Raw genomic sequence first — 21,863 nt, 5'->3', positions numbered from 1 at the left:
CGGCCAGTTCACAAGACGGTCACGATGTCGCGCACGGTGTCCGGTTCGCGCGCTTGGCCCCCTACTCTCGCAGCATGCGGACCACTCGCCCCTTCGCCGTCGTCGTGGCGCTCCTGCTCGGCGGCGCCCTCCTGGCGGGCTGCTCCGCCTCCTCGGGCGACATGGCGTCGTACTCCGTGGACGACGGCGGCGCGGTCTCGGAGGTCGCGGAGAGCGGCGCGGCCGACGGCCCCGGCGACGCGTCCTCGGGGATCGCTCCCGGGGACGAGGGCGCCGTCGCCGCGGCCGACCGGGAGATCGTCACCACGGGGTCGGTCACGGTCGTGGCCGCCGACCCGTCGGCGGCGGCCGACGCGGTCGCCGACCTCGCGGAGAGCGCGGGCGGCCGGGTCGAGGGCAGGCGGCAGTCGGAGCCCGAGGGCGACGCGCGCGCGTCGGCCGAGCTCACGATCCGCGTGCCGTCGGCGCAGACGACCGCCACCGTCGACGCGCTCGACCAGGTGGGCGAGGTGCGCGACCTGTCGATCGAGGCGGTCGACGTGACCGGGACCGCGCGCGACCTCGACGCCCGCGTCGACGCCCTGACGACGTCCGTCGAACGGCTGCGCACGCTCATGGGCGACGCCGCCACGACCGCGGACCTGCTCGCCGCGGAGCAGGAGCTCACGACGCGCCAGGCCGAGCTGGAGTCGCTCCAGTCGCAGCGGGCGGCGCTCACGGACCAGGTCTCGATGTCGACCCTGCACGTCACGCTCGTGCAGGTCGCGCCTGCCGAGCAGCTCGCCCCCGGCGGCTTCCTCGGGGGCCTGCAGAACGGCTGGAACGCCCTGCTCGCCACGCTCAACGGGCTCGTCGTCGTCCTCGGTGCCCTGCTCCCGTGGCTCGTGGTCGCCGGAGCGGTGCTGCTCGTCGTGCGCTGGGTCCTGCGCCGGTCGCGGCGGCGAGCCCAGGACGGCGGCACGCCGCCGGAAGACGCCGACCGCCCGGGGCCCGACGACGGCCCCGACGCTCCCGCGGCGAGCCGCGGGCCGCTCGTCGGTGCGTCCACCCATGACTGACCCGACGATCGCCGAGACCCCGCCGACCGGGCGCGTCGCCCGCCTCTGGCACGACACGGACGACGGCGAGCCGCGGCTGGTCGGGCACCTCGTGACGCGCGTGTGCACGCACTGGGACACCGTCGGCCCGTCCGCCTTCCCGCGGCACGTCAACCCCGAGCCGCGCGTCCAGTGGCGTGCCCACCTCGACGACGCCGACCCGGCCCTGGCCGAGGACCTGTACAGCGACGACCCCGAGGCGCCGCCGCTCCCCCGCGAGGACGACGACGGCCTCGTCGTGCGGGGACGGCGGCTGCGGCTCGAGTGGCTCGACGGCGAGGAGGCGGCCGCCGCATGGGCGCAGCACGGGTGGTGACGGGCGCCCCGCTCCGGGCCACGAAAGGACCCGCTGGACGACGACGGCCCGCACCCTCGAGGGGTGCGGGCCGTTGCCGCAGGGGTGGAGGTGCGGGGAATCGAACCCCGGTCCGGTGACGCCGATCGAGGACTTCTCCGGGCGCAGTCTGCTGTCGTTTTTCTCGGCCCCCGCACTCACGCAGACAAGGTGCGGACGGGCTCAGTCACCTGAAAGTCCCCGCAGCCCCGATGACGAGGACTACGAGCAGTGGCTCTCTAGATGACGCCAGGATCCGAGTCGAGAGCTAGCTCGGGCTGACGGACTTCGGGGCTCGCTCAGGCGGCGAGGGCGAAGTCGGTGCGCTTGTTATCGGCACCTGTGGTTTGCAGACATCGTTAACGAGATAAGCCTGCATCCTCGGCCCGCTTCTCCTCGAAGCACGACCACCGTCGAAACCGATCACCCCCTGTGGAGTTGTCAACCACTGCGCGGCTCCCGGGCGGACCCGGTCCTCGCTCAGCGGGACAAGCCTACGGGATGAACGCCGGCCGCCGCACCGATATTTCCGCACCTCCCGGACGAGGCTCGGTGCGCGTCGCCGGCGCCTACTTCTTGCGGCTCAGCGCGTCCACGAGCAGACCGCCCGCGATCCCGAGGAGGAACACGTCCTTCGCGAGCCCGGTGCCCTGCTCGGTCGGGCGCACGCCGTCCTCGCGCGTCATGCCCGGGGTCTTCAGGTACATGCCCACGAGCCCGGCCGAGAACACGCCCAGGCCCACGGCCACGAGCCCGGTGGGGACGAACGGGGCGACGAGCGCCGCGCCGAGCGCGATCTCCGTGGTCGAGAGCGCCTTGGTGAACTGCCTCGGCTCGACGTCCCCCAGGAACGAGTACGTCCCCGCCGCCATGCCGTGGATCCCCTGCGCGGTCGCCTCGTCCGCGCCGCGCTTGTTCAGGCCGGAGTTGAGGATGTACGCACCCGCCGCGAGGCGCGGGATGTACTGGCGGAGCTTGACCATGGGGCCTCCTGGTTCGTGGTCGACGTCTCGTCCTCGACCGTACGTCGAGGGCGGCGACGCCACCAGCGGGTGAGGCCGTCGTCGGACCCGACGCGCCCGGGTCAGCGCAGCTCGCGCTGCCGCATCGCGCGCTGCGCCTCGCGGTTGTCCTGCTTCTCGCGCAGCGCCTGGCGCTTGTCGTACTCCTTCTTGCCGCGCGCGAGCGCGATCTCGACCTTGGCCCGGCCGTCGAGGAAGTACAGCGCCAGGGGCACGATCGTGTGCCCCTTCTCGCGCGTCTTGGACTCCAGGCGCAGGATCTCCTCCTTGTGCAGGAGCAGCTTGCGCTTGCGCCGCGGCGCGTGGTTGTTCCAGGTGCCCTCGGTGTACTCGGGGATGTGGACGTTCTCGAGCCAGGCCTCGCCGCGGTCGACGGCGACGTAGCCGTCGACGAGCGAGGCGCGCCCCATGCGCAGCGCCTTGACCTCCGTGCCCGACAGGACGATCCCCGCCTCGTACACGTCCTCGATCACGTAGTCGTGGCGTGCCTTGCGGTTGCTGGCGACGACCTTGCGGCCGGTGTCCTTCGCCATCCGTGTCCTACCGTCCTTCGCTGTCGTGTCGTCGCCGGCGCACCAGCGTACGGGTGCCCGACGACGCCCGGTACCGATTATCCCCCGCGCGCGGGGCGGCGGGGGGTCGGGCACGCAGCGCACGACGAGGCGGGCCGGATCAGCCCAGGACCGACATCGGGTCGATGGTGGACCCGTTGACGTACACCTCGAAGTGGAGGTGGCACGCCCCGGACAGCCCGGTGTTGCCCGAGTAGCCGATGACGTCGCCCTTGTTGACCGCCTGCCCGGAGGAGACCGCGAACCGGGTGAGGTGGTTGTAGCTCGTCATGAGGTTCGAGCCGCCGACGGTCCCGTGGTTGATCAGGACCTGGTTGCCGAAGCCGTTGCGCCACTGGGCGTGCACCACCGTGCCCGGACCCGCGGCCATGATCGGGGTCCCGCAGTAGGCGCGCAGGTCGGTCCCCGCGTGCAGGCGGTAGTACCCGAGGATCGGGTGCAGCCGCATCCCGTAGCTCGACGTCACGTACGGCACGGCGGTCGGGAACGAGAGGAAGCTCGAGATGCTGCCGCGGTCTCCCCCCGAGGAGGAGCCGCCGCCACCACCACCGCCGCCCGACGAGCCGCCCCCACCGGAGGACTGCCCCTGCTGCTGACGCCGGGCCTCCTCCTCCGCGGCCTTGCGGTCGCGCTCCGCCTGCTCGGCGATGATCCCCTTGATCTCCTGCTGCAGCGACTGCTGGGCGGCCTCGTTCTCGGCGACCTTCGCCTCGGCCGCGGCCTTGCGCGCCTCGATCGTCGCCTTCTTCGCCTGCTGGTCGACGATGAGCTGCTCGACCTCGGCCTTGCGGTCCGCCGCCGCCTTGCGCGCGGCCTCGGCGGCGACGACGTTCTCGTCCGCCTGCTTCTTCAGGTCGGCGACCGTCTCCCGCACCGCCTGCAGGCGCGCCTCGCGGTTGCGCGCGACCGACTCGGCCTCGAGGAGGTCCTGGAGAGACCGAGACTGGCTGCGCGCCGCCGTCGACGAGACCGCGTACTCCTCGATGAACTCCTCGGTGCTCTGCGCACCCGTGACGATGCCGAGGCTCGAGACGTCGCCCTGACCGCGGTACGCCTGGCGCGCCATCTCCGCGATGCTGGACTTCGCGTCGGCGACCTCGGTCGCGCCGCGCTCGATCTCGGCGCTGATCGCGGCCTCCTGTCCGAGCGCGTCCTCGAGCCGCTGCGCGAGCAGCTCCGCCTCGCGCTGGGTCCGCTCGACCTCGGCCTCGGCGGCGTCCAGCTCGGCCTGGGCGACCGGCAGGCGCGCCTCGATCGCCTGGAGGTCGACCACCGCCTGCGCGAGCTCGGCGTCGGTGTCCTCGAGCTGGGACTGGAGCTGCTCGCGGTTGCCGAGGATCTCGGACTGGCGGCGTTCCGCGGCTGCTCGGCGGTCGTCGATGTCGTCGGCGGAGGCCGACGCGACACTCCCCACGAGGAGCATCGTCGTGGCGATCAGGGCCGCGGTCGCGCGGCGGAGGTCCCGGGTCATCTCACACCCTCGTGTGGCGGTTGAGCGTGACGACCGAGGAGACGGCCGCCAGGAGGAACGCGATACCGACGAGGACGGGCGCGATGCGCAGCACGTCCGACTCGTCGACGTAGGCCACCCACGTCACGGACTGCGACAACCAGTCGGTGACGAGGTACTTCACCCCCACCCACAGCCCGCCGACCGCGAGGAGCGCACCGAGCACGGCCGCGATCGCCCCTTCCAGCAGGAACGGGAGCTGGATGAAGAGATTCGACGCCCCGACGAGCCGCATGATGCCGGTCTCACGGCGCCGGCTCAGCGCCGACAGCCGGATCGTCGTCGTGATGAGCAGCACCGCGGCGAGGAGCATGACCGCGGCGAGGCCGGCGGCGAGGAGCGACGCGCGGTTGAGCGCGAGGAAGAGCGAGTCGAAGATGCGGCGCTGGTCCTCGACGACCTCCACGCCCGGGCGCCCGGTGACGACGTCGTTGACGACCTCGTAGTTCTCCGGGTTGGTGAGCTTGAGGCGGAAGGACGCCTGCATGTCGTCGACGGTGAGCTGCGTGCCGAGGTAGCCGTCCGGGTACCGCTCCTGGAACGCGGCGAACGCGTCGTCCTTGGACTCGAAGTACACGGTCTGGATCTCGTCGGCGAGCTCGGACTCGAAGACGTCCTCGAGGGCGGCGATCTGGTCCGGGGTCGCCTCGCCCGCGGCGCAGGTCGGTGACGGCGAGCCGGTGGGGCACAGGAAGACGGAGACCTCGACCTTGTCGTACCAGTCGTCCTTGAGCTTCCCGATCTGCGCCTGCAGGAGCATCGACGCGCCGACGAACGTCAGCGAGACGAAGGTGACGAGGACGACGGAGACCGTCATCGAGACGTTGCGGCGCAAGCCCTGACCGAGCTCCGCGAGGATGAACTGGAGTCGCACGCCGATCACTCCCCCGCCGTCGCCTCGACGTGGCGGCGCACCGAGCGTCGCGACGGCGGCTCGGCCGGCTCCTCCTCGGCAGCCGACCGAGCCGCAGCCGGCTGCACGCGCGGGACGGCCGTCGTCGGCGCCGACTCGGGCGCCGCGCCGGGCGCGGTGCCCGGGGCGTCCCGGTCAGGGTCCGGGATGACCTGCCCGCGCGCGCCGTAGGCGCCGTGCGCCTGGTCACGCACGAGCGTCCCGGTGTCGAGCTCGATGACGCGACGCCGCATCTGGTTGACGATCTCCTCGTCGTGCGTCGCCATGACGACGGTGGTCCCGGTGCGGTTGATGCGGTCGAGCAGGCGCATGATCCCGAGCGACGTCGTGGGGTCGAGGTTCCCGGTGGGCTCGTCGGCGAGCAGGATCGGCGGGCGGTTGACCATGGCGCGCGCGATGGCGACGCGCTGCTGCTCGCCGCCGGAGAGCTCGTGCGGGCGGCGCTTCTCCTTGCCCGCGAGCCCCACCATCTCGAGCGTCTCGGGGACCGTGATCGCGATCGTGTGCCGCGGCTTGCCGATGACCTGGAGCGCGAACGCGACGTTCTCGAACACCGTCTTGTTCGGCAGGAGGCGGAAGTCCTGGAAGACGACCCCGATCTGGCGCCGCAGCTTGGGCACGTTCCAGCTCGACAGCGACCCGAGGTCCCGCCCCGCGACGAAGACCTTCCCCTTGGTCGGGCGCTCCTCGCGCAGGACGAGGTGCAGGCACGTCGACTTGCCGGAGCCCGACGCGCCGACGAGGAAGACGAACTCGCCGCGGCGAACCTCCATCGACACGTCGTCGACGGCCGGCCTCGCGCCGCGCGCGTAGACCTTGGTGACGTTCTCGAAGCGGATCACAGCGGCACGTTCCTCGGGTCGGGGGTCGATCCGTGGACGAACGAGGTTCGTCGCACGATCCCGAGGGTAGGCACGCGCCTCCGGCCCGGCGGGGCGGACACGCCGCACCCGGGCGCATCGATCCGTTGCTCGGATCAATCGGCCCCGGGGCAGCCGCCGAGGGTCAGGCCTCCTTCTGCACCCCGCGGCGCCAGCGGATCCCCGCCTCGATGAAGTCGTCGATGTCGCCGTCGAAGACCGCCGACGGGTTGCCGACCTCGTGCTCGGTCCGCAGGTCCTTGACCATCTGGTACGGCTGCAGCACGTAGGAGCGCATCTGGTCGCCCCAGCTCGCCTTGATGTCGCCCGCGAGCTCCTTCTTCTTCGCGTTCTCCTCCTCCTGGCGCACGAGCAGCAGGCGGGACTGGAGGACGCGCAGCGCGGCGGCGCGGTTCTGGATCTGCGACTTCTCGTTCTGCATCGACACGACGATGCCGGTCGGGATGTGCGTCATGCGCACCGCGGAGTCCGTCGTGTTGACGGACTGCCCGCCAGGGCCCGAGGACCGGAAGACGTCGACCTTGATCTCCGACTCCGGGATCTCGATCGAGTCGGTCTGCTCGATGAGCGGGATGACCTCGACGGCCGCGAACGACGTCTGGCGACGCCCCTGGTTGTCGAAGGGCGAGATGCGCACGAGACGGTGCGTGCCCGCCTCGACGGACAGATGGCCGAAGGCGTACGGAGCCTTCACCTCGAACGTGGCGGACTTGAGGCCCGCCTCCTCGGCGTAGGACGTGTCGAGCACGGTGGTCGGGTAGCCGTGGCGCTCCGCCCAGCGCAGGTACATGCGCAGGAGCATCTCCGCGAAGTCGGCCGCGTCCACGCCACCCGCGCCCGCGCGGATCGTGACGACGGCCTCGCGCGCGTCGTACTCGCCGGCGAGGAGCGTGCGGACCTCGAGCTGGTCGAGGTCCTTGCGGATCGCCGCGACCTCGGCCTCCGCCTCGACGAGGGTGTCCTCGTCCTCCATCTCCTGGCCCATCTCGACCAGGGTCTCGACGTCGTCGATGCGCTGGCCGAGCTTCTTCACCCGGTCCAGCTCGGACTGCGCCGCGGAGAGTGCCGACGTCACCTTCTGCGCGGCGTCCGGGTCGTCCCACAGGTCGGGGGCCGACGCCTTCTCCGAGAGGTCCGCGATCTTAGCGCGCAGCACCTCCGGGTCGCTCACGCTCTCGATGGACTCGAGCGTGCTGCGCAGCGCCTTGATCTCGGTCGGAAAGTCGATGGTGGCCACGAGGTTCAAGGTTACGCGACACCGCGCGCGCTCCGCGCCGCCGGGCCGGCAGACCCGTGCCCGGCGGCGCGGAAGGTCAGGCCTTCGGCTCGCCCTTCGCGGCGGGCGCACCCGTGCCCGACGTCGCGGGCTCGCTCCCGGCTGCCTGCTGGCGGCCCTCGTCGCGCGCCCGGGCGAGCATCGCCTCGAGACGCTGGCGCCGGCGTCGGCGGTCGTCGCGGACGCCGACGATCAGGACCACGACGATCGCGATCAGCAGGAGCTGCGGCCACGGGACGGCCCAGGTCGTCACGGTGACCGTGACGGGCTCGAGCGGCGCGTCGACCTGGTCGTCGTCCACCACCGTCGGGGTGACGGTGATCGTCGACCGGACCGGGCCGAGCGGCCAGACGTTCGGCGTCTCGACGCGGGATCGCTGCGAGCCGCCCGGCAGGACCTCGGGGATCTGCGTCGCCGAGCGGTCCGTGGACAGCAGCCCGAAGAACCCCGACGTCGCGACGTCGCCATCGGCACCGAGACGGACGTTGCCGTCGTTCGTCACGTCGTAGGAGACGGTCATGTCACCCGCGGCGAACGGGTTCCACGACGGCGTGTAGGACGCCTTGACGTTCTCGACCGTCAGGACCGGCTCCACGTCTCCCGTGACGCGCGTGGAGACACGGAAGCCGACGCGGCTCTCCACGCCGACGCTCGTCCCGCCCTCCCCCGCACCGGTGCTCGTCATCGTCGCGGCGATACCGGCGACGTGGTCGCCGGGCGTGGCGTTGTCCGGGACCGCCACCGTGAACGGCACGACGACCGTCGCGTCGGGCGCGACCTCGACCGAGTCCTGGACCTCGATCCAGGTCCCGGCCCCGGTCGACTCCCGGTCCGACGGCAGCATGTTGAACCGGCCCTTGGGGTTGATGTACCCGTCCGCGGCCTGGATCGAGAAGGTCACGGGCACGTCGCTGAAGTTCGACACGGCGAGATGCTCGGACGCGGATGCCCCGGGGTCGAGCACCAGCTCGACGCGGGACCGCCCGTCCGGGCCGTCCGCGTCGGCGGGCTTGACGCCCCAGGTGATGACGTCCTCGGTGTCGAGCGGCAGGACGCCGCCGGACGCCGCGCCCGCCGGCAGCGCGGGCGCGAGCGCTGCGACGAGCGCCGCTCCGGCCGCGGCGACCCAGCGGGCCGGGCGGCGCAGTCCGTGGCTCAGGTGTGATGCAGGGTTCACGCAGGTGCTCTCTCCGTACGACGGCGGGCCGCCCACCCGATCCGACCTCTGTCGGACGAGTGGAGCGGCCCGCCGTGGACTGCTCGGTCGACGGCCGACCGCGGCCGGCCGTCAGGTCACGAGGACCGTGTGCTCAGTCCTCGAAGAGGGAGAGCGTGATCGTCGAGGAGTAGGCGCCGGCGGCGACGTCCTCGGCGGTGCGGAGCGTGAGGCCCGCGGACGCGGTCCACGAGCCCTCCGGGTTGACCTCGGCCGAGTCGTAGGCCGAGACGAGGAGGTCCTGCTCGACGAGGCCGACGCCACCCTCGAGCTCGGGGTCGACACCCTCGCCGGCCTCGACGAGGCCGCTCTCGCTCCCGCTGACCAGCGACGGCGCCCAGCCGAGGTTCTCCGCCCCGATGGTGCCCGCGTCGCCCGTGAAGTCCTCAGCGACACCGACCACGTACCAGAACGCCCCGGCGGGGACCTCGGTGCGCGTGTCGGTGACCGTGACGTTCGGGAGGTTGCCCGTGAACTCACGGGTGCCGTCGACGGTCGAGTCCTGCTCGGTGAGCGTGGTCGCGTTCGAGGCGACCGAGAGCGCGAGGTTGCCCGGCTCGACGTTCGACTCGATCTCGACGGAGACGTCGACACCCTGGCCGTCGCCCACCTGGTCTGCGGAGGCAGCGGACGCGAGGGCGACCGTGCCGATGAGCATCGCGCCGAGGGCACCCCCGGCGACGAGCTTCTTCGTTGCTCGTGCGTTCATGTTGTAGCTCTCCATCGTTGGAGTTGTTGTCGGACCGGATCACCATAGCGGCGAACCTGGGGTTTTGACAGAGAGGAACCAGAAGTGGCCATCCAAAGTTAAGAAAGTAAACAAAGGCGCGGGAGCATGCTCGCGCGTCGTTGCGTACCGTCCCTTCCTGGATGCTCGTCGTCGAACAGCAACAGGTGCTCACCACGCTCTGGCACGTGACTCTGCACGCACGATGATGCCATCACTCCACGCCTGGGTCACCCAGCTGATCATCGCGGGTCGTGCCCGGGCGGCGAGACGCACCGTCGCGGTGCGGCCGTCGGCGGTCGACGCCTCGGTCACCACGACGTCGTGCAGGCCGTCGAGCGCACCGGGATTCCGGTCCAGGTAGTCCTGGACGTCCGACCGGATCGACGAATCCGTGAGCGTCAGGACGCCGCTCTCGACGGGTGCGGTCGCGGCGCCCGTGTAGAACGACTCGGGCGTCATCGAGTCTGCTGCCGTGAGCGCGAGCGCGTCCGCGAGCGCGTACAGCCGCTTGCGCTCGAGGTGCACCTGCGTCGCGCTGACCACGACCGTGACCAGCAGCAGCGCGAACGCGACGAAGGCCGTCGTGAGGAGCATGATCCGACCGTCCTCCGGACCGTCGCAGGACGTGCACCGTCGCCACGGATCGAGGCGCGCGCGCCTCACGGCCGCCTCGCCGCGTACTCGTCGACGGGCGCGACGTGCTGGGCCTCGACGGGGACCGCGAGGGGCACCGCTGCCCGGACGAACGGCGGGACGAGCGGCAACGGCACCTCGAACTTCACCCGCGCGACCACCTCCGCCCCGGGCTCGAGACAGGGCGTGGCCGAGCACGAGATCGTCAGCACGTCGGCACCGGGCTCGAAGCCCTGGTCGTCGAGCGCGAGCCTGACGGCCGCTTCGGCGAGCCGCGCACCGTCGGCCACGGACGGCGCGGTCACGAACGCGCGCGCCGCCTCCCGCGAGGCGCCCTCGACCGCGAAGGTGGCCGCCTGCAGCCGCCCGACCGTCAGCACGAGGTACGTCACCGGCAGCAGCAGCACGAGCGCGACGCCGAGGAACTCCACGACGGCGCTCCCCCGCTCCGCCCTCCGCTCGCCCCCGGTGAGGCGAGCGAGCAGCGCCCGCAGCCAGCGGCTCACGGCGCTTCCTCGAGCGCGTGCCCGTCGACGGTCACCACGCCCGCCGGACCGAGGAGACCCACCACCGGGAGCGGCGCGGAGACCGTCACCTCGACGACCGGGAGGCCGTCGACGACCGTCTGACGCGCCACGACGTCCTGCGCGTACCGGGACGAGAGCGCGGCCGTGATCAGGTCGCGCGTTCGGGCAGCTCCGTCCTGCGGGCCACGGTCGGCACGGCCTGCGACCCGAGCACCCTCTGCGGCACAGTCCACGAGCGTCGCCCGCACGTGGACGGCGAGCGCTACCTGGACGACGCCGAGGAACAGCACGAGCACCAGGACGGACACGAGGGTGAAGTCGACCACCGCCGACCCGCGCTCGGGGTCCGTCGTCACCGTGCCGCGACCGACTCCGTGCGCCACCTCAGGGCGCGCCCACGCTCGAGATCGCGTTGCTGAAGGCCTGCGTCAGCGCCGGACCTGCGACAGCCCACAACGCGATGACGAGGCCCGCGGTCATCAAGGTGATGAGCACCCACCCCGAGACGTCGCCGCGTTCCGCGTCCCCGCCCACCAGGCGTCCGAGCGCCTCGCGCCCCGCTCGCCGTGCCTCCGTCGTCCTGCGTCCCGACCCCTGCATGGTTTCCCCTCGTTCGTCCGTCGTGAGTCGTGTCGTACGTGAGCTGTGGGGGCGCCGGACGCGCCCTAGGAGCCGCGCGCTCAGAACCCGAGCCGCAGCGTGGCGAGCGACGGAAAGACGGCGAAGACGACCGTCACCGGGAGGATGAGGAAGACGACCGGGATCATCATCGCCACCTCCTTCTTTCCGCCCGCCTCCATGAGTGCGCGACGCCCGGACTCGCGCACGTCCTGCGCCTGGGCGCGCAGGACGTCGGCGAGCGGAGTCCCGCGCTCGACGGCGACGGCGACCCCCTCCGCGAAGCGGGTCAGGCTCGGCAGGCCCGTCCGGTCGGCGAGCTGCTCGAGCGCCCGCGCGAGCGGCGTGCCGGCGCGCACGGACGCGAGCATCGCGCGGAGCTCGCCCGAGAGCTCTCCGTGGGCCGTCGTGGCGACCCGTTCGAGCGCCGCCACCGGGCCCTCGCCGGCGTTCACCGCGAGGGCGAGCAGCTCCGCGACGGTCGGGAACTCCGCGAGCATGCGTTCCTCGCGGCGTCGCACGGCGCGCGTCAGGGCGTGGTCGCAGGCGAGGACGCCACCCACCCCGCACAGCAGCGCGAGCAGGACGAGCAGCACGACGGACGAGCCCCGCGTCGCGGCGAGGACCACCGCGACGAACGTGCCCAGCGCGAGCCCGACGACGCCCCACACCAGCTGGCGGGCACGGAACTGCTCGACGCTCTGACGCCGGCCCGCACGCTCGAGCCGACGGCGGACGTCGGAGGACGTCGAGCCGAGCCGTTCGAGCGCCCGACCCGCGTCCGCGAGCACCGGGGCGACCAGACGCTCGACCGTCGGGAACGGCGTCCGGGTCGGCTGGTCGCGGAGCAGCACCGACGTCCGGTCGTGCGTCCGCAGGTAGGGCGCGAGGCGCTCGTCGAGCCGGATCGCGCGGCCGCGGACGCCCGCGACGACGAGCAGCAGCCCCACGGCGCCGAGCGCGCCGATCGCGGCTCCCGTCAGCGACACGTCGAGCGCGTTCATCGGAGCACCCTCTCCTCCTCGGGCAGCCGCCCGATCCGCAGCATGAGCTGGTACGCCGCGGCCGAGCAGGCTGCGCCGACGCCGAGGACGAGCGCACCCGACAGCGAGTTGTACGCCGCCGCCGTCTCGGGTCGGGTCGCGAGGAAGCCGAGCACCACCCACGGGCCCGCGACGGCGAGCCGCGCACCGTTGACCGTCCAGGACTGGCGCGCCTCGAGCTCGCCGCGGGTCCGCGCGTCCTCGCGCAGGAACGTCGAGAGGGTGCGCAGGAGCCGCCCCAGGTCCGTCCCGCCGACGTCGCGCGTCAGCCGGAGCGCCTCCACGATGCGGTCGGCCACCGGGTCCGCGAGGCGGTCCTTGAGCCGGTCCAGGCACTCCCCGAAGCGCCCCGACGCCCGGTAGTCGACCGCGAACCGGACGAACGGCTCCCGCAGGTCCGCCGGGCCGCGCTCGCCCAGCTGTCCGACGGCCTCGGGGAGCGACAGGCCCGCACGGACGCCGGAGGCGAGGTGGTCCAGCACCTCGGGCCAGACGTCGCGCAGGCGCGCCCTCCGGCGCCGGGCACGGGAGCGCACGACGAGCGCCGGCACGGACGCGGCGATCGCACCGAAGCACGTGGCGATCGTGACCGACCCGGCCAGGACCGTCGCGACGAGGAGGATCACGAGCCCCAGGCCCACGCTCGTCGCGACCAGCGCGCCCGGCGTCACGGACGGCGCACCCGCCTGCACGAGGAGGTCCTGCGTGCGCGCCGTCCAGCCGTCCGACCGGCGCTCCCGGCGCGGGCCCGGCGTCCAGAACGACCACCAGACGCAGAACAGGCCCGCGCCGAGCAGGAACCCCACGACGACGCCCACGTCAGCTCGCCCCCGACCACGCCGTGCTCGCCGAGGCGCTCCCCGAGCCGGCGGGGACGCGCGAGCGCTCCGGGTGGAGCACGGCTGCCAGGTCGATCCCCGCGCGCGCGAACCGGTCCGCGCCCGGCGGGAACCCGTCGGCACGCACCAGCCGGTCTCCCGTCCGGACGAAGATCTCCGCCGCCTCGACCACGCCCTGCTCGACCCGGCCCGTGACCCCCAGGATCTCGCGCACGACGCGCCGCCCGTCGGCGTCGACGCCGAGGTGGACGACCACGTCGATCGAGGACGCGACGGTCGGCACCACGAAGCGGTCCGAGACGTTCTCGCCCGCGAGCAGCGGCAGCGTGCACATCTTGGTGATGGCCTCGCGGGCCGAGTTCGCGTGCAGGGTGCACATCCCGGGAACTCCAGCGTTGAGCGCGACGAGGAGGTCGAAGCTCTCCGCCTCGCGGACCTCCCCGATGACGATCCGGTCCGGGCGCATGCGCAGCGCCTCCTTGACCAGACGGCGCAGCGGGATCTCGCCCGTCCCCTCGAGGCTCGGCTGCCGACACTGCATGGAGACGACGTCCCGCACGGCGAACCGGAGCTCGAACACCTCCTCGCACGTCACGACGCGCTGCGTGGGCGGCACCGAGCCCGCGAGGGCGTTGAGCATCGTCGTCTTGCCCGCCTGGGTGGCGCCCGCGACGAGGATGTTCAGCCCCGCGCGGACGGAGGCGTCGAGGAACGTCGCCGCCTGCGGGGTGAGCGACCCGAGCCGGACGAGGTCGTCGAGGTGCGACGCACGGACGACGTGCTTGCGGATGTTGACCGCCCAACTGCTGCGCGTGACGTCGGGGATGACGACGTGCAACCGCTCGCCACCGGGCAGCGAGGCGTCGACGAACGGGCTGGACAGGTCCAGCCGGCGGCCGGACGAGCGCAGCATCTGCTCGACGAGGTCGCGCACCTGCTCCGCGGTGAGGATCGTCGTCGTGAGCTCGGACCGGCCGCCCCGCGCGACGAAGACCTGCGAGGGCGCGTTGATCCAGATCTCCTCGATCTCCGGGTCGTCGAGGTAGGGCTGGAGCGGCCCGAGGCCGGCCACGGAGTCGACCACCGCGCGACCGGCGGCCGTCGGGTCGGCGAGCGGCGCGACGGCTCCGAGCGCGCTCCGCGTCTCGTAGTCCGCGACCACCTCGCGGACGAGCTCGTCGACCGCCGCGCGGTCGCGCACGGGGTCCACCCCGCGGCGTCGGACGAGCTCCCGCACCTCGCCCTCGAGCACGCCGACGGCGTGCGTGTCCGTAGACATGTCGAGCATTCCCCCTGCTCTGCTGGCCGGCTGCCCCGCCGGACCGAAAGACCTGACCGAGAGAGTAGGGCATCCGCGCGGCTCGCGGGAGTGCCCTGTGGACACCCGTGCCCGGAGCCTCGGGATCTGGGCCGTACCCCTCGGTGAAACCCGCCCGCGCCGTCCCACATCGTGGGCGCGGGCGCCGATAGGGTCGGGTCATGACCGACCTCCCGCCCGGCCGCTGGCAGGCCGCCGCCCGTGCCACCGGCCTCCTCGGCGCGGACGGCGCGGTGGCGGCGACGGTCTTCGCCGAGATGACGGCCCTCGCGCACCGCACCGGGGCGATCAACCTGGGGCAGGGGTTCCCCGACGTCGACGGCCCGGCGACGGTCAAGCACGCCGCGGTCCGCGCGATCGAGGAGGGCCACAACCAGTACCCGCCCGGCCCGGGGATCCTCGAGCTGCGCAACGCGGTCGCGAGCCACCAGTACCGGCACTACGGGCTCGACCCCGACCCGGAGACCGAGGTCCTCGTGACGACGGGCGCGACGGAGGCCCTCGCCGCGACGATCCTCGCGCTCGCCGGCCCGGGGGACGACGTCGTGACGCTCGAGCCGTTCTACGACTCCCACGCCGCGTGCATCGCGCTCGCGGGGGCGAACCACGTCACCGTCCCGCTCGTGCCCGGCCCGGACCGCTTCCGCCTCGACCTCGACGCCCTGCGCGCGGCCGTCACCGACCGCACGCGGCTCATCCTCGTGAACTCGCCCCACAACCCGACGGGAACGGTGCTCGACCTCGACGAGCTCGACGCGATCGCCTCCGTCGCGCGCCGCCACGACGCGGTCGTCGTGACGGACGAGGTCTACGAGCACCTGACGTTCGACGACGCCCGGCACGTGCCGATCGCCACCCTCCCCGGGATGCGGCAGCGCACGGTCACGATCTCCTCGGCGGGCAAGACGTTCTCGTTCACCGGCTGGAAGATCGGCTGGCTGCACGGGCCGGAGCCGCTCGTCACCGCGGTGCGCACGGTCAAGCAGTTCCTCACCTACACGTCCGGCGCGCCGTTCCAGCCCGCCATCGCCGACGCCCTGTCCGACGACGAGACCCCGCGCGCGCTCGCCGACTCGCTCGCCGCGCGTCGGGACCTGCTGTGCGAGGGCCTCGTCCGGGCCGGGTTCGACGTCGTCGTCCCCCAGGGCACGTACTTCGTCATCGCCGACGGCGCCCCGCTCGGCGTCGAGGACGGCGTCGCCCTGTGCCGTGAGCTGCCCGCCCTCGCGGGCGTCGTCGCCGTCCCCGTGAGCGCGTTCTGCACGCCGGGGTCGACGACGGCCCGCGCGCTGGCCTCGCGCGTGCGGTTCACCTTCGTCAAGCGCGAGGACGTGCTCCGCGAGGCGGTGGGCCGGCTCGCCCGCCTCGGCGCCACGCGTCGCTCCTGACCGCGCCCCGACCCGTCACCGGGGCGGCTGCCGGACCGGCTCAGCCGCAGACGCCGGGCTGCAGCTCCTCGACCGGGGTCTCCGGCGTCGTGCCGGGGTCCGTGGTGCCAGGGTCCGTCGTGCCCGCCCCCGGGTCGGTCGCGCCGGGGTCGGTCGCGCCGGGGTCGGTCCCGGTCCCCGGGTCGGTCGTCCCGCCCGCGGGCGCCGTCGCGTCGTCGCGCGGGTCGGCGACGGCCTCGTGGCCGGGCGGGGGCGCGTCGTCGATGAGCCGCTGCCAGATGGCGTCCGCCTCCGACGTCCACTCGACGCGGTTGCGGTCGCTCGCCGCCTCCACGACGGGGACCTGCGTGAAGACGACCTCGGAGGGCTTGATGGCGCGGAGGCTGAACGCGAGTCCCGCGAGCGCCGTCGGGTCCGCGATCGTGGGGTCGGCGCTGATCGAGCCGAGCACCGCCTCGATGACGCCGTAGAGCTGGGGCGAGTTGGTGATGATGTTCTGGGAGAGCAGCTCGCGCACGGCCGAGTCGATGAACGCCTGCTGGCGCGCGATGCGCGTGAGGTCGGACCCCATCTCGAGCCCCATGCCCGTCCCGTGGCGCGCCCGGAGGAAGCTGATCGCCTCGTGGCCGTTGAGCGTGTACTCCCCGGCCGGCAGGTCGAGGGTGCCGTACCGCGGGCTCTCCTTGACGGGCTCCGGGAAGCACATGGTGACGCCGTTGATGGCGTCGACGACACCGATGACCCCGGTCATCTTGACGACGACGTGGTTGGTGATCGGGACGCCCGTGAGGTCCTGCACCGCGGTGATCGTGCACGCGGCGGCGTAGGTCATGTCGTCGACGCCGCCCGACCCGATCTGGAACGCCTCGTTGAACATCGTGTTGCGCCGCGGGCCCGACATCGACCCGTCGGGCAGGTTGCACGCCGGCAGGTCGACGAGCGAGTCGCGGGGGATGGACACGACCTCCATGCGCGTGCGATCACCGGACACGTGCACGATGAACGTCGTGTCCGAGCGCATGCCCTCCTCCTCGCCGGCGATCGCGGCGTTCTCGGCGTCGCGGTAGTCCGTGCCCATGACGAGGATGTTGAGCGACTTGCCCGCGAACGGGTCGGACGGGTCCTTCGGCGGCTCGACCGTCGGGCCGCCGACGACGAGTCCCGACACGTCGCTCACGGTGATCTTCGACTTGAGATCGAGGTAGACGGCTCCCGCTCCGACGGCGACGAACACGAGGGCGCCGGTGAGGACGAGCCCGACGGCCCGTGCGACGCGGTGCGTGCGCAGCGCGCGCGCATGGTGCGGGCCGCCGGAGGGCTTGTCCTCCCCGCCCTTCCGGGAGGGCGTCGTCGGTGTCGCACGGGGCCGCGAACGCGGGGACGACGAGGCGGGAGCGGTCGTTGGCACGGTCCGAGGGTAAGGGGTCCGGCGTGGACGCGTGCGCAGAACCAGCAGGAGGACGTGTGAAAGGGCGGCGAAGGCCGGCCGTGGCGTCAGACCGGCGTGTGCCAGCCGCCGCGGCGGAACGCCGGCGTGGCGAGGGCGAGCACGAGCAGGGACGCGACGACCGCGCCGAGCATCACGGTCGCCATCGCGACGGCGTCGCCCCCGAGGACGCCGACGAGCGGGCTCACGAGCCCGGCGACCCCGGACTGGAACGCCCCGATGACGGCGGCCGCGGTCCCGGCGATCTCGCCGTGCCGGGTGAGCGCGAGCGCGGAGGCGTTCGCGGGGATCATGCCCTGCATCGACAGGACGAGGAACAGGGCGGCGACGATCCCGACGATCCCGCCCGCGCCGGTCACGGCCACCACGAGCAACCCCGCGGCGAACACCCCCTGCACGACGAGCGCGGTCCGGAGCAGCCGCACGGGCGCGACGCGCCGGACGAGGGCGGCGTTGGCCTGCGCGGAGAGGACGAGGCCGATGCCGTTGACCGCGAAGAGGAGCGCGAACTGCCCGTGGCTGAGCCCGTACCCCTCCTGGAGCACGAACGGCGACCCCACGACGTAGCTCATGAGCACGGCCTGGCCGAGGCCGGGCAGGACGGCGAGCGCGACGAAGTGGCGGTCGCGCAGGAGGCTCGCGTAGCCGCGCAGGACGGTGCGCGCACCGGCGGGCCGCCGCCGCTCGACGGGCAGGGACTCGGGCATCCAGAGCAGCACGATCGCCCCGAGCGCGATGCCACCCAGCGCCAGCACCCAGAACACCGCGCGCCACGTCGCGTGGGCACCGATAAACGAGCCGATCGACGGTGCCAGGAGCGGGGCGAGCCCGATGACGAGCATGAGGCGCGACAGGATGCGGGCGGCGTCCGAGCCGGTGAAGCGGTCCCGGATCGCGGCGATCGCGACGACGGAGGCGGACGCGTTGAAGAACCCCTGCAGCACGCGCAGCCCGATGAGGATGCCGATGTTGGGCGCGAGCGCGCACAGGAGCGAGGTCACGACGTGCAGCGAGAGCCCGACGAGCACCGGGAGGCGCCGGCCGTAGCGGTCGGAGAGCGGCCCGATGACGAGCTGGCCGACCGCGCCGCCGAGGAGCATCCCGGACAGCGTGAGCTGCGCGAGCGAGTCGGGCGCCCCGAGCTCGGCGCCCACCTCCGGCAGCAGCGGGAGGTACATGTCGACCGTGAGCGCGGGGAGCGTGGCGAGCGCGCCGAGGAGCAGCACCCAGCGGGCGGACGATCTCGGTCGGGGCAGGGCGGGGTCGACCGAGGACGAGGACATCTGTCCATCGTATCGATTCGATCGGGCCGGACCCGGCCGCGCGGGAGTGAGCCTCCTCTCCCCGGCTGCGGCCCGCGCACGGCCCTGCCGACCCCCATGACGCCCGCGCCCCGCGTGTGGGTGGCGTGCGGCAGGCTGGAGGCATGTGCGGACGCTATGCCTCCTTCCGGGACGCGCAGGACCTCGCGGACGAGTTCGCGATCGCGGACGTCGCCGACGACGCGCGGCTCCTCCCGCCGTCGTGGAACCTCGCGCCCACGGACCCGGTGCGGATCGTCGTCGAGCGCGCCGCGAAGGACACGGGCGAGGTCCGGCGCTCGCTGCGGGTGGCGCGCTGGGGCCTCGTGCCGTCGTGGTCCAAGGACCCGAAGGGCGGCGCGCGCATGATCAACGCGCGCGCGGAGTCGATCCTCGACAAGCCGGCGTTCGCCAAGCCGTTCGGCGTGCGGCGCTGCCTGGTCCCGGCGGACGGGTACTACGAGTGGCGCGTCCTGCCCGACGGCGCGTCGCCGGCAGGGTCCGCGGGCGCGTCGCCGCGCCGGGGGAAGGTCCCCAAGCAGCCGTACTGGATCGCGCCGAGCGGCGGCGAGAGCGCCGCGTTCGCCGGGCTCTACGAGTTCTGGCGCGACCGGACCAAGGCCGACGACGACCCCGACCGCTGGCTCGTCTCGACGACGATCGTCACGACCGACGCCGCGCCGTACCTCGCCGAGATCCACGACCGCATGCCGCTGGTCCTCCCCGCCGACGCGTGGGACGCGTGGCTCGACCCGGCGGTCGACGCGCGCGGGGCGGCCGACCTGCTCGGCCTCGGCGGCCCGCACGACGACGTCCCCCTGGTCGCGCGCGAGATCTCGACCCTGGTCAACTCCGTGACGAACGACGGGCCCGGACTGCTCGAGGCCGTCTGACGACCCGGCCTCGGGACGCGAGCGCGGCGGTCAGCCGCGGTAGGCCCACTGCAGACGCACGGGCTCGATCGTGCCGAGCCCCTGGACCTCCGTCTCGGGCTGCGCCGTGAGCGCGAAGCGCTGGTCGCCCGCGAGCAGACCCGCGGTCTCGCGGTCGACGAGGACCGTCGTCGGCTCCGCGATGTCGACGAGGCGGGCGGCGAGGTTGACGCTCGGCCCGAACACGTCGCCGAACCGCGAGAGGACCCGGCCCCACACGAGGCTGACCCGGACGGGCGGGACGTCGACGTCCTCCTCGCGCCCGCCGGCCTCGGCCAGGCCGAGCGCGACCCGCGCCCCGGTCGCGACGTCGTCGGCGACGTAGAGCACCGCGTCGCCGATCGTCTTGACGACGCGCCCGCCCGCGGCGGTGATGACGTCGCGCGCGCTGGTCTCGAAGAGCTGCACGAACTCGGCGAGCTCGCTCGACCCCAGCCCGCGCGTGCGCTGCGTGAACGAGACGATGTCCGCGAACCCGACGGCCCGCGGGAGCGGGAGCTCGTGCTCGTCGACCGCGGTGGCCCGCGCGTCGGAGAACTCGACCGCGAACCTCCCCGCGACCGCGGCGAGCTGGCGGCGCCACGCGTGCAGGAGCTGCTCCTCGAGGACCGGGGCGAGCTCGGGGAGCCGGTCGAGGACGAGCAGGCGCGCGCTCGTGTCGTCGAGGTCGAACCGGCGCGTCAGGTGCTCGACGAGCGCCTCGACCTGCCAGAGCACGAGCCGCTCCGTGGTGTGCCCGGTGGACCGGATGAGCGTCGTCAGCGCGCGCTCGTCGAGCCGCTCGGTCGCGGCGAACGCGAACACGTCCGCGAGCGCCTGCGCGTCCTTCTCCGTGAACGCGTGCTCCTCGCCCTCGGTCAGGGGGAGGCCGAGCGCCTGCCAGTAGGCGCGCACGCGGTCCGTCCCGACGCCCGCGCGCTCGGCGAGCCGCTCGACGGTCAGGGTGCGGGGCCCGCCGAGGAGCGCCTCGTCGAGCACCGCCTCCGTCGCCTCGGTGTCCGGGGCCGGCTCGCCGCCCTCCCCGCCGTCCGGAGACGGGGTGGTGGGGACGGGCACGTTCTGCTCAGGGTCCACGGGCACCCGGCGATCCTATTCCTCGGCCCGGGCCGGTGAGATCGGCGGTCGTGACCGAGATCGGCAGTGGCGCGCGAGATCGGCGGTCGTGACCGCCGACGTCGTCCCGGACTGCCGATCTCGGCCGGAGCCCGTCACCCGTGCGGGCGCAGGTGGTGGACGTCGCCGCTGTGGTGGACGCTCGTCGTGCCGTCGTCCTCGCGTACCACCAGTCCGCCGTCGGGCGCGAGCGCGGTGGCGAGCCCGACGACGTCGCCGCCCGCGACGCGCTCGACCCGCACGCGCGTGCCGAGCGTGGCGCTCACCTGCGCGCAGTCGGCGTCGAGCCCGGCGGCGTGCGCGTCGCCGCCGGCGTCCTGCCAGCGCGCGAGGACCTCGCCGAACGCCTCGTGGAGGGCGACGAGCAGGACCTCGCGGTCGGTCGTCGCGGCACCCGCCAGGGCGAGCGAGGTGGCCGTGGGGACGGGCAGCTCCGCGCGCTCCTGGGAGACGTTGAGCCCGACGCCGACGACGACGCCGCCGTCGGGCAGCACCTCCGCGAGGATGCCGGCGACCTTGCGCAGGGGCGGGTGGCCGCCGACCGCCGGCGTCGCGACGTCCTGCGGAACGGGCGCGGCGCCCGGGTCCGGCACGAGGACGTCGTTCGGCCACTTGACGACGGCGTCGACCCCGGCGGTCGCACGCAGCGCGCGGGCGGTCGCGAGCCCCGCGAGGAGCGGGAGCCAGCTCAGCGCCTCGCGCGGCACCTCGGGGCGCAGGAGGAGCGAGCCGAGGAGCGCGGCGCGCGGCGGCGTCGTCCACGAGCGCCCCAGCCGGCCGCGACCCCCGGGCTGGTGCTCGGCGACGAGGAGCGCCGGCGCCGGCCAGGCGTCCGGGTCGGCCGCGACCGCGCGCGCGAGCTCGGCGTTCGTCGACGCCGACTCGGGGACGACCTCGATCCGGGCGAGGGGCCCTGCGGGCGCCACGAGCAGCTCGCGCAGGAACTCCGCCCGCAGCGGGGGCCGCCCGTCGCCGTCGGGCCTGGTCTCGTCGTCGCGCGCGCTCGCCATGCCCGCCATCCTCCCGCACGCCGACGGCCCGGCACGAGGGACGCACGGCCGGTCGGACGCCGCGGACGGACGTCACCGGCGCGCCGCCGGGTTTGTCGACACCCACCAAGACCCGCCCCGGGCGTGCTGGCGTCGCCCGCATC

At 73.5% G+C, this 21,863-nt stretch carries 22 protein-coding genes, 1 other RNA gene and 1 pseudogene; 4 read left to right on the top strand and 20 right to left on the bottom strand.

The window, feature by feature from the left end:
* Positions 1-74 precede the first annotated feature (74 nt).
* Positions 75-1,058 (top strand): DUF4349 domain-containing protein, encoded by a 984-nt coding sequence (locus tag ABWU78_RS15610; protein WP_439158898.1) that lies wholly within the window; start codon positions 75-77, stop codon positions 1,056-1,058.
* A complete protein-coding gene (locus tag ABWU78_RS15605) occupies positions 1,051-1,413 on the top strand; it encodes a hypothetical protein (RefSeq protein ID WP_253051146.1) in 363 nt (120 codons plus the stop codon). Before ABWU78_RS15610 ends, ABWU78_RS15605 begins: the two co-directional genes overlap by 8 nt.
* A gap of 82 nt (positions 1,414-1,495) precedes the next feature.
* Here ABWU78_RS15605 and ssrA read toward each other — a convergent pair.
* From ssrA to ABWU78_RS15525, 16 genes and pseudogenes are all read right to left on the bottom strand, one after another.
* Positions 1,496-1,862: a transfer-messenger RNA gene (gene ssrA, locus ABWU78_RS15600) on the bottom strand.
* 138 nt (positions 1,863-2,000) lie between these two features.
* Complete coding sequence (locus ABWU78_RS15595; RefSeq protein ID WP_253051145.1) at positions 2,001-2,414, bottom strand: hypothetical protein; 414 nt, start codon at positions 2,412-2,414, stop codon at positions 2,001-2,003.
* 101 nt (positions 2,415-2,515) lie between these two features.
* Positions 2,516-2,986, bottom strand: coding sequence for an SsrA-binding protein SmpB (gene smpB, locus ABWU78_RS15590; RefSeq protein WP_047234045.1), 471 nt, complete (start codon positions 2,984-2,986; stop codon positions 2,516-2,518).
* A gap of 139 nt (positions 2,987-3,125) precedes the next feature.
* Positions 3,126-4,496: a peptidoglycan DD-metalloendopeptidase family protein gene (locus ABWU78_RS15585; RefSeq protein WP_353708028.1), complete on the bottom strand. Its 1,371-nt coding sequence runs from the start codon at positions 4,494-4,496 to the stop codon at positions 3,126-3,128.
* A gap of 1 nt (position 4,497) precedes the next feature.
* Positions 4,498-5,409 carry a permease-like cell division protein FtsX gene (gene ftsX / locus ABWU78_RS15580; RefSeq protein ID WP_047234060.1) on the bottom strand — a complete coding sequence of 304 codons (912 nt, stop codon included), beginning with the start codon at positions 5,407-5,409 and terminating at the stop codon, positions 4,498-4,500.
* Between the two features lie 200 nt (positions 5,410-5,609).
* Positions 5,610-6,290 (bottom strand): annotated as a pseudogene (gene ftsE / locus ABWU78_RS15575) (cell division ATP-binding protein FtsE); the annotation flags it as partial.
* Positions 6,291-6,453: 163 nt separating this feature from the next.
* A complete protein-coding gene (prfB, locus tag ABWU78_RS15570; protein ID WP_253051142.1) occupies positions 6,454-7,566 on the bottom strand; it encodes a peptide chain release factor 2 in 1,113 nt (370 codons plus the stop codon).
* A gap of 76 nt (positions 7,567-7,642) precedes the next feature.
* Entirely contained in the window at positions 7,643-8,782 is a 1,140-nt protein-coding gene (locus ABWU78_RS15565; protein WP_353708027.1) for a COG1470 family protein, read from the bottom strand.
* A 133-nt stretch (positions 8,783-8,915) separates the two neighbouring features.
* On the bottom strand, positions 8,916-9,530 hold the full coding sequence (locus ABWU78_RS15560) for a hypothetical protein (RefSeq protein ID WP_353708026.1): 615 nt from the start codon (positions 9,528-9,530) through the stop codon (positions 8,916-8,918).
* Positions 9,531-9,719: 189 nt separating this feature from the next.
* On the bottom strand, positions 9,720-10,145 hold the full coding sequence (locus ABWU78_RS15555) for a hypothetical protein (RefSeq protein ID WP_253051139.1): 426 nt from the start codon (positions 10,143-10,145) through the stop codon (positions 9,720-9,722).
* 65 nt (positions 10,146-10,210) lie between these two features.
* Positions 10,211-10,690, bottom strand: a complete 480-nt coding sequence (locus ABWU78_RS15550) for a TadE/TadG family type IV pilus assembly protein (RefSeq protein ID WP_253051138.1) — start codon at positions 10,688-10,690, stop codon at positions 10,211-10,213.
* Positions 10,687-11,067, bottom strand: coding sequence for a TadE/TadG family type IV pilus assembly protein (locus tag ABWU78_RS15545; RefSeq protein WP_253051137.1), 381 nt, complete (start codon positions 11,065-11,067; stop codon positions 10,687-10,689). Before ABWU78_RS15545 ends, ABWU78_RS15550 begins: the two co-directional genes overlap by 4 nt.
* A gap of 28 nt (positions 11,068-11,095) precedes the next feature.
* On the bottom strand, positions 11,096-11,311 hold the full coding sequence (locus tag ABWU78_RS15540) for a hypothetical protein (protein ID WP_439158897.1): 216 nt from the start codon (positions 11,309-11,311) through the stop codon (positions 11,096-11,098).
* Between the two features lie 80 nt (positions 11,312-11,391).
* Positions 11,392-12,333 (bottom strand): type II secretion system F family protein, encoded by a 942-nt coding sequence (locus ABWU78_RS15535; RefSeq protein ID WP_253051135.1) that lies wholly within the window; start codon positions 12,331-12,333, stop codon positions 11,392-11,394.
* Positions 12,330-13,190 (bottom strand): type II secretion system F family protein, encoded by an 861-nt coding sequence (locus ABWU78_RS15530; protein WP_353708024.1) that lies wholly within the window; start codon positions 13,188-13,190, stop codon positions 12,330-12,332. Before ABWU78_RS15530 ends, ABWU78_RS15535 begins: the two co-directional genes overlap by 4 nt.
* A gap of 1 nt (position 13,191) precedes the next feature.
* The gene (locus tag ABWU78_RS15525) at positions 13,192-14,490 is read right to left on the bottom strand and encodes a CpaF family protein (protein ID WP_353709597.1); all 1,299 of its coding nucleotides are present in this window, start codon (positions 14,488-14,490) and stop codon (positions 13,192-13,194) included.
* Between the two features lie 200 nt (positions 14,491-14,690).
* On the opposite strand from ABWU78_RS15525, the gene ABWU78_RS15520 reads away from it, so the two are divergent.
* Positions 14,691-15,917, top strand: coding sequence for a pyridoxal phosphate-dependent aminotransferase (locus tag ABWU78_RS15520; protein ID WP_353708023.1), 1,227 nt, complete (start codon positions 14,691-14,693; stop codon positions 15,915-15,917).
* Between the two features lie 40 nt (positions 15,918-15,957).
* Here ABWU78_RS15520 and ABWU78_RS15515 read toward each other — a convergent pair whose 3' ends face one another.
* Both ABWU78_RS15515 and ABWU78_RS15510 read right to left on the bottom strand, forming a co-directional pair.
* Positions 15,958-17,325, bottom strand: coding sequence for an LCP family protein (locus tag ABWU78_RS15515; RefSeq protein WP_253051132.1), 1,368 nt, complete (start codon positions 17,323-17,325; stop codon positions 15,958-15,960).
* An 86-nt stretch (positions 17,326-17,411) separates the two neighbouring features.
* A complete protein-coding gene (locus ABWU78_RS15510) occupies positions 17,412-18,647 on the bottom strand; it encodes a multidrug effflux MFS transporter (protein ID WP_353708022.1) in 1,236 nt (411 codons plus the stop codon).
* A 143-nt stretch (positions 18,648-18,790) separates the two neighbouring features.
* Between ABWU78_RS15510 and ABWU78_RS15505 the strand changes: the two genes are divergently transcribed.
* Complete coding sequence (locus ABWU78_RS15505; RefSeq protein WP_353708021.1) at positions 18,791-19,558, top strand: SOS response-associated peptidase; 768 nt, start codon at positions 18,791-18,793, stop codon at positions 19,556-19,558.
* A gap of 30 nt (positions 19,559-19,588) precedes the next feature.
* On the opposite strand, the gene ABWU78_RS15500 is transcribed toward ABWU78_RS15505, so the two are convergent.
* Together ABWU78_RS15500 and ABWU78_RS15495 are read right to left on the bottom strand one after the other, a co-directional pair.
* The gene (locus tag ABWU78_RS15500; protein ID WP_439158896.1) at positions 19,589-20,677 is read right to left on the bottom strand and encodes an adenylate/guanylate cyclase domain-containing protein; all 1,089 of its coding nucleotides are present in this window, start codon (positions 20,675-20,677) and stop codon (positions 19,589-19,591) included.
* A 128-nt stretch (positions 20,678-20,805) separates the two neighbouring features.
* A complete protein-coding gene (locus ABWU78_RS15495; RefSeq protein WP_439158895.1) occupies positions 20,806-21,720 on the bottom strand; it encodes a biotin--[acetyl-CoA-carboxylase] ligase in 915 nt (304 codons plus the stop codon).
* Between the last annotated feature and the right edge of the window lie 143 nt (positions 21,721-21,863).

This window comes from Cellulosimicrobium sp. CpK407 (assembly GCF_051844275.1).
Lineage (GTDB): Bacteria > Actinomycetota > Actinomycetes > Actinomycetales > Cellulomonadaceae > Cellulosimicrobium > Cellulosimicrobium cellulans_G.
Note: the sequence above shows the minus strand (reverse complement) of the source record. Positions and strands in the feature narration are given on the sequence as shown.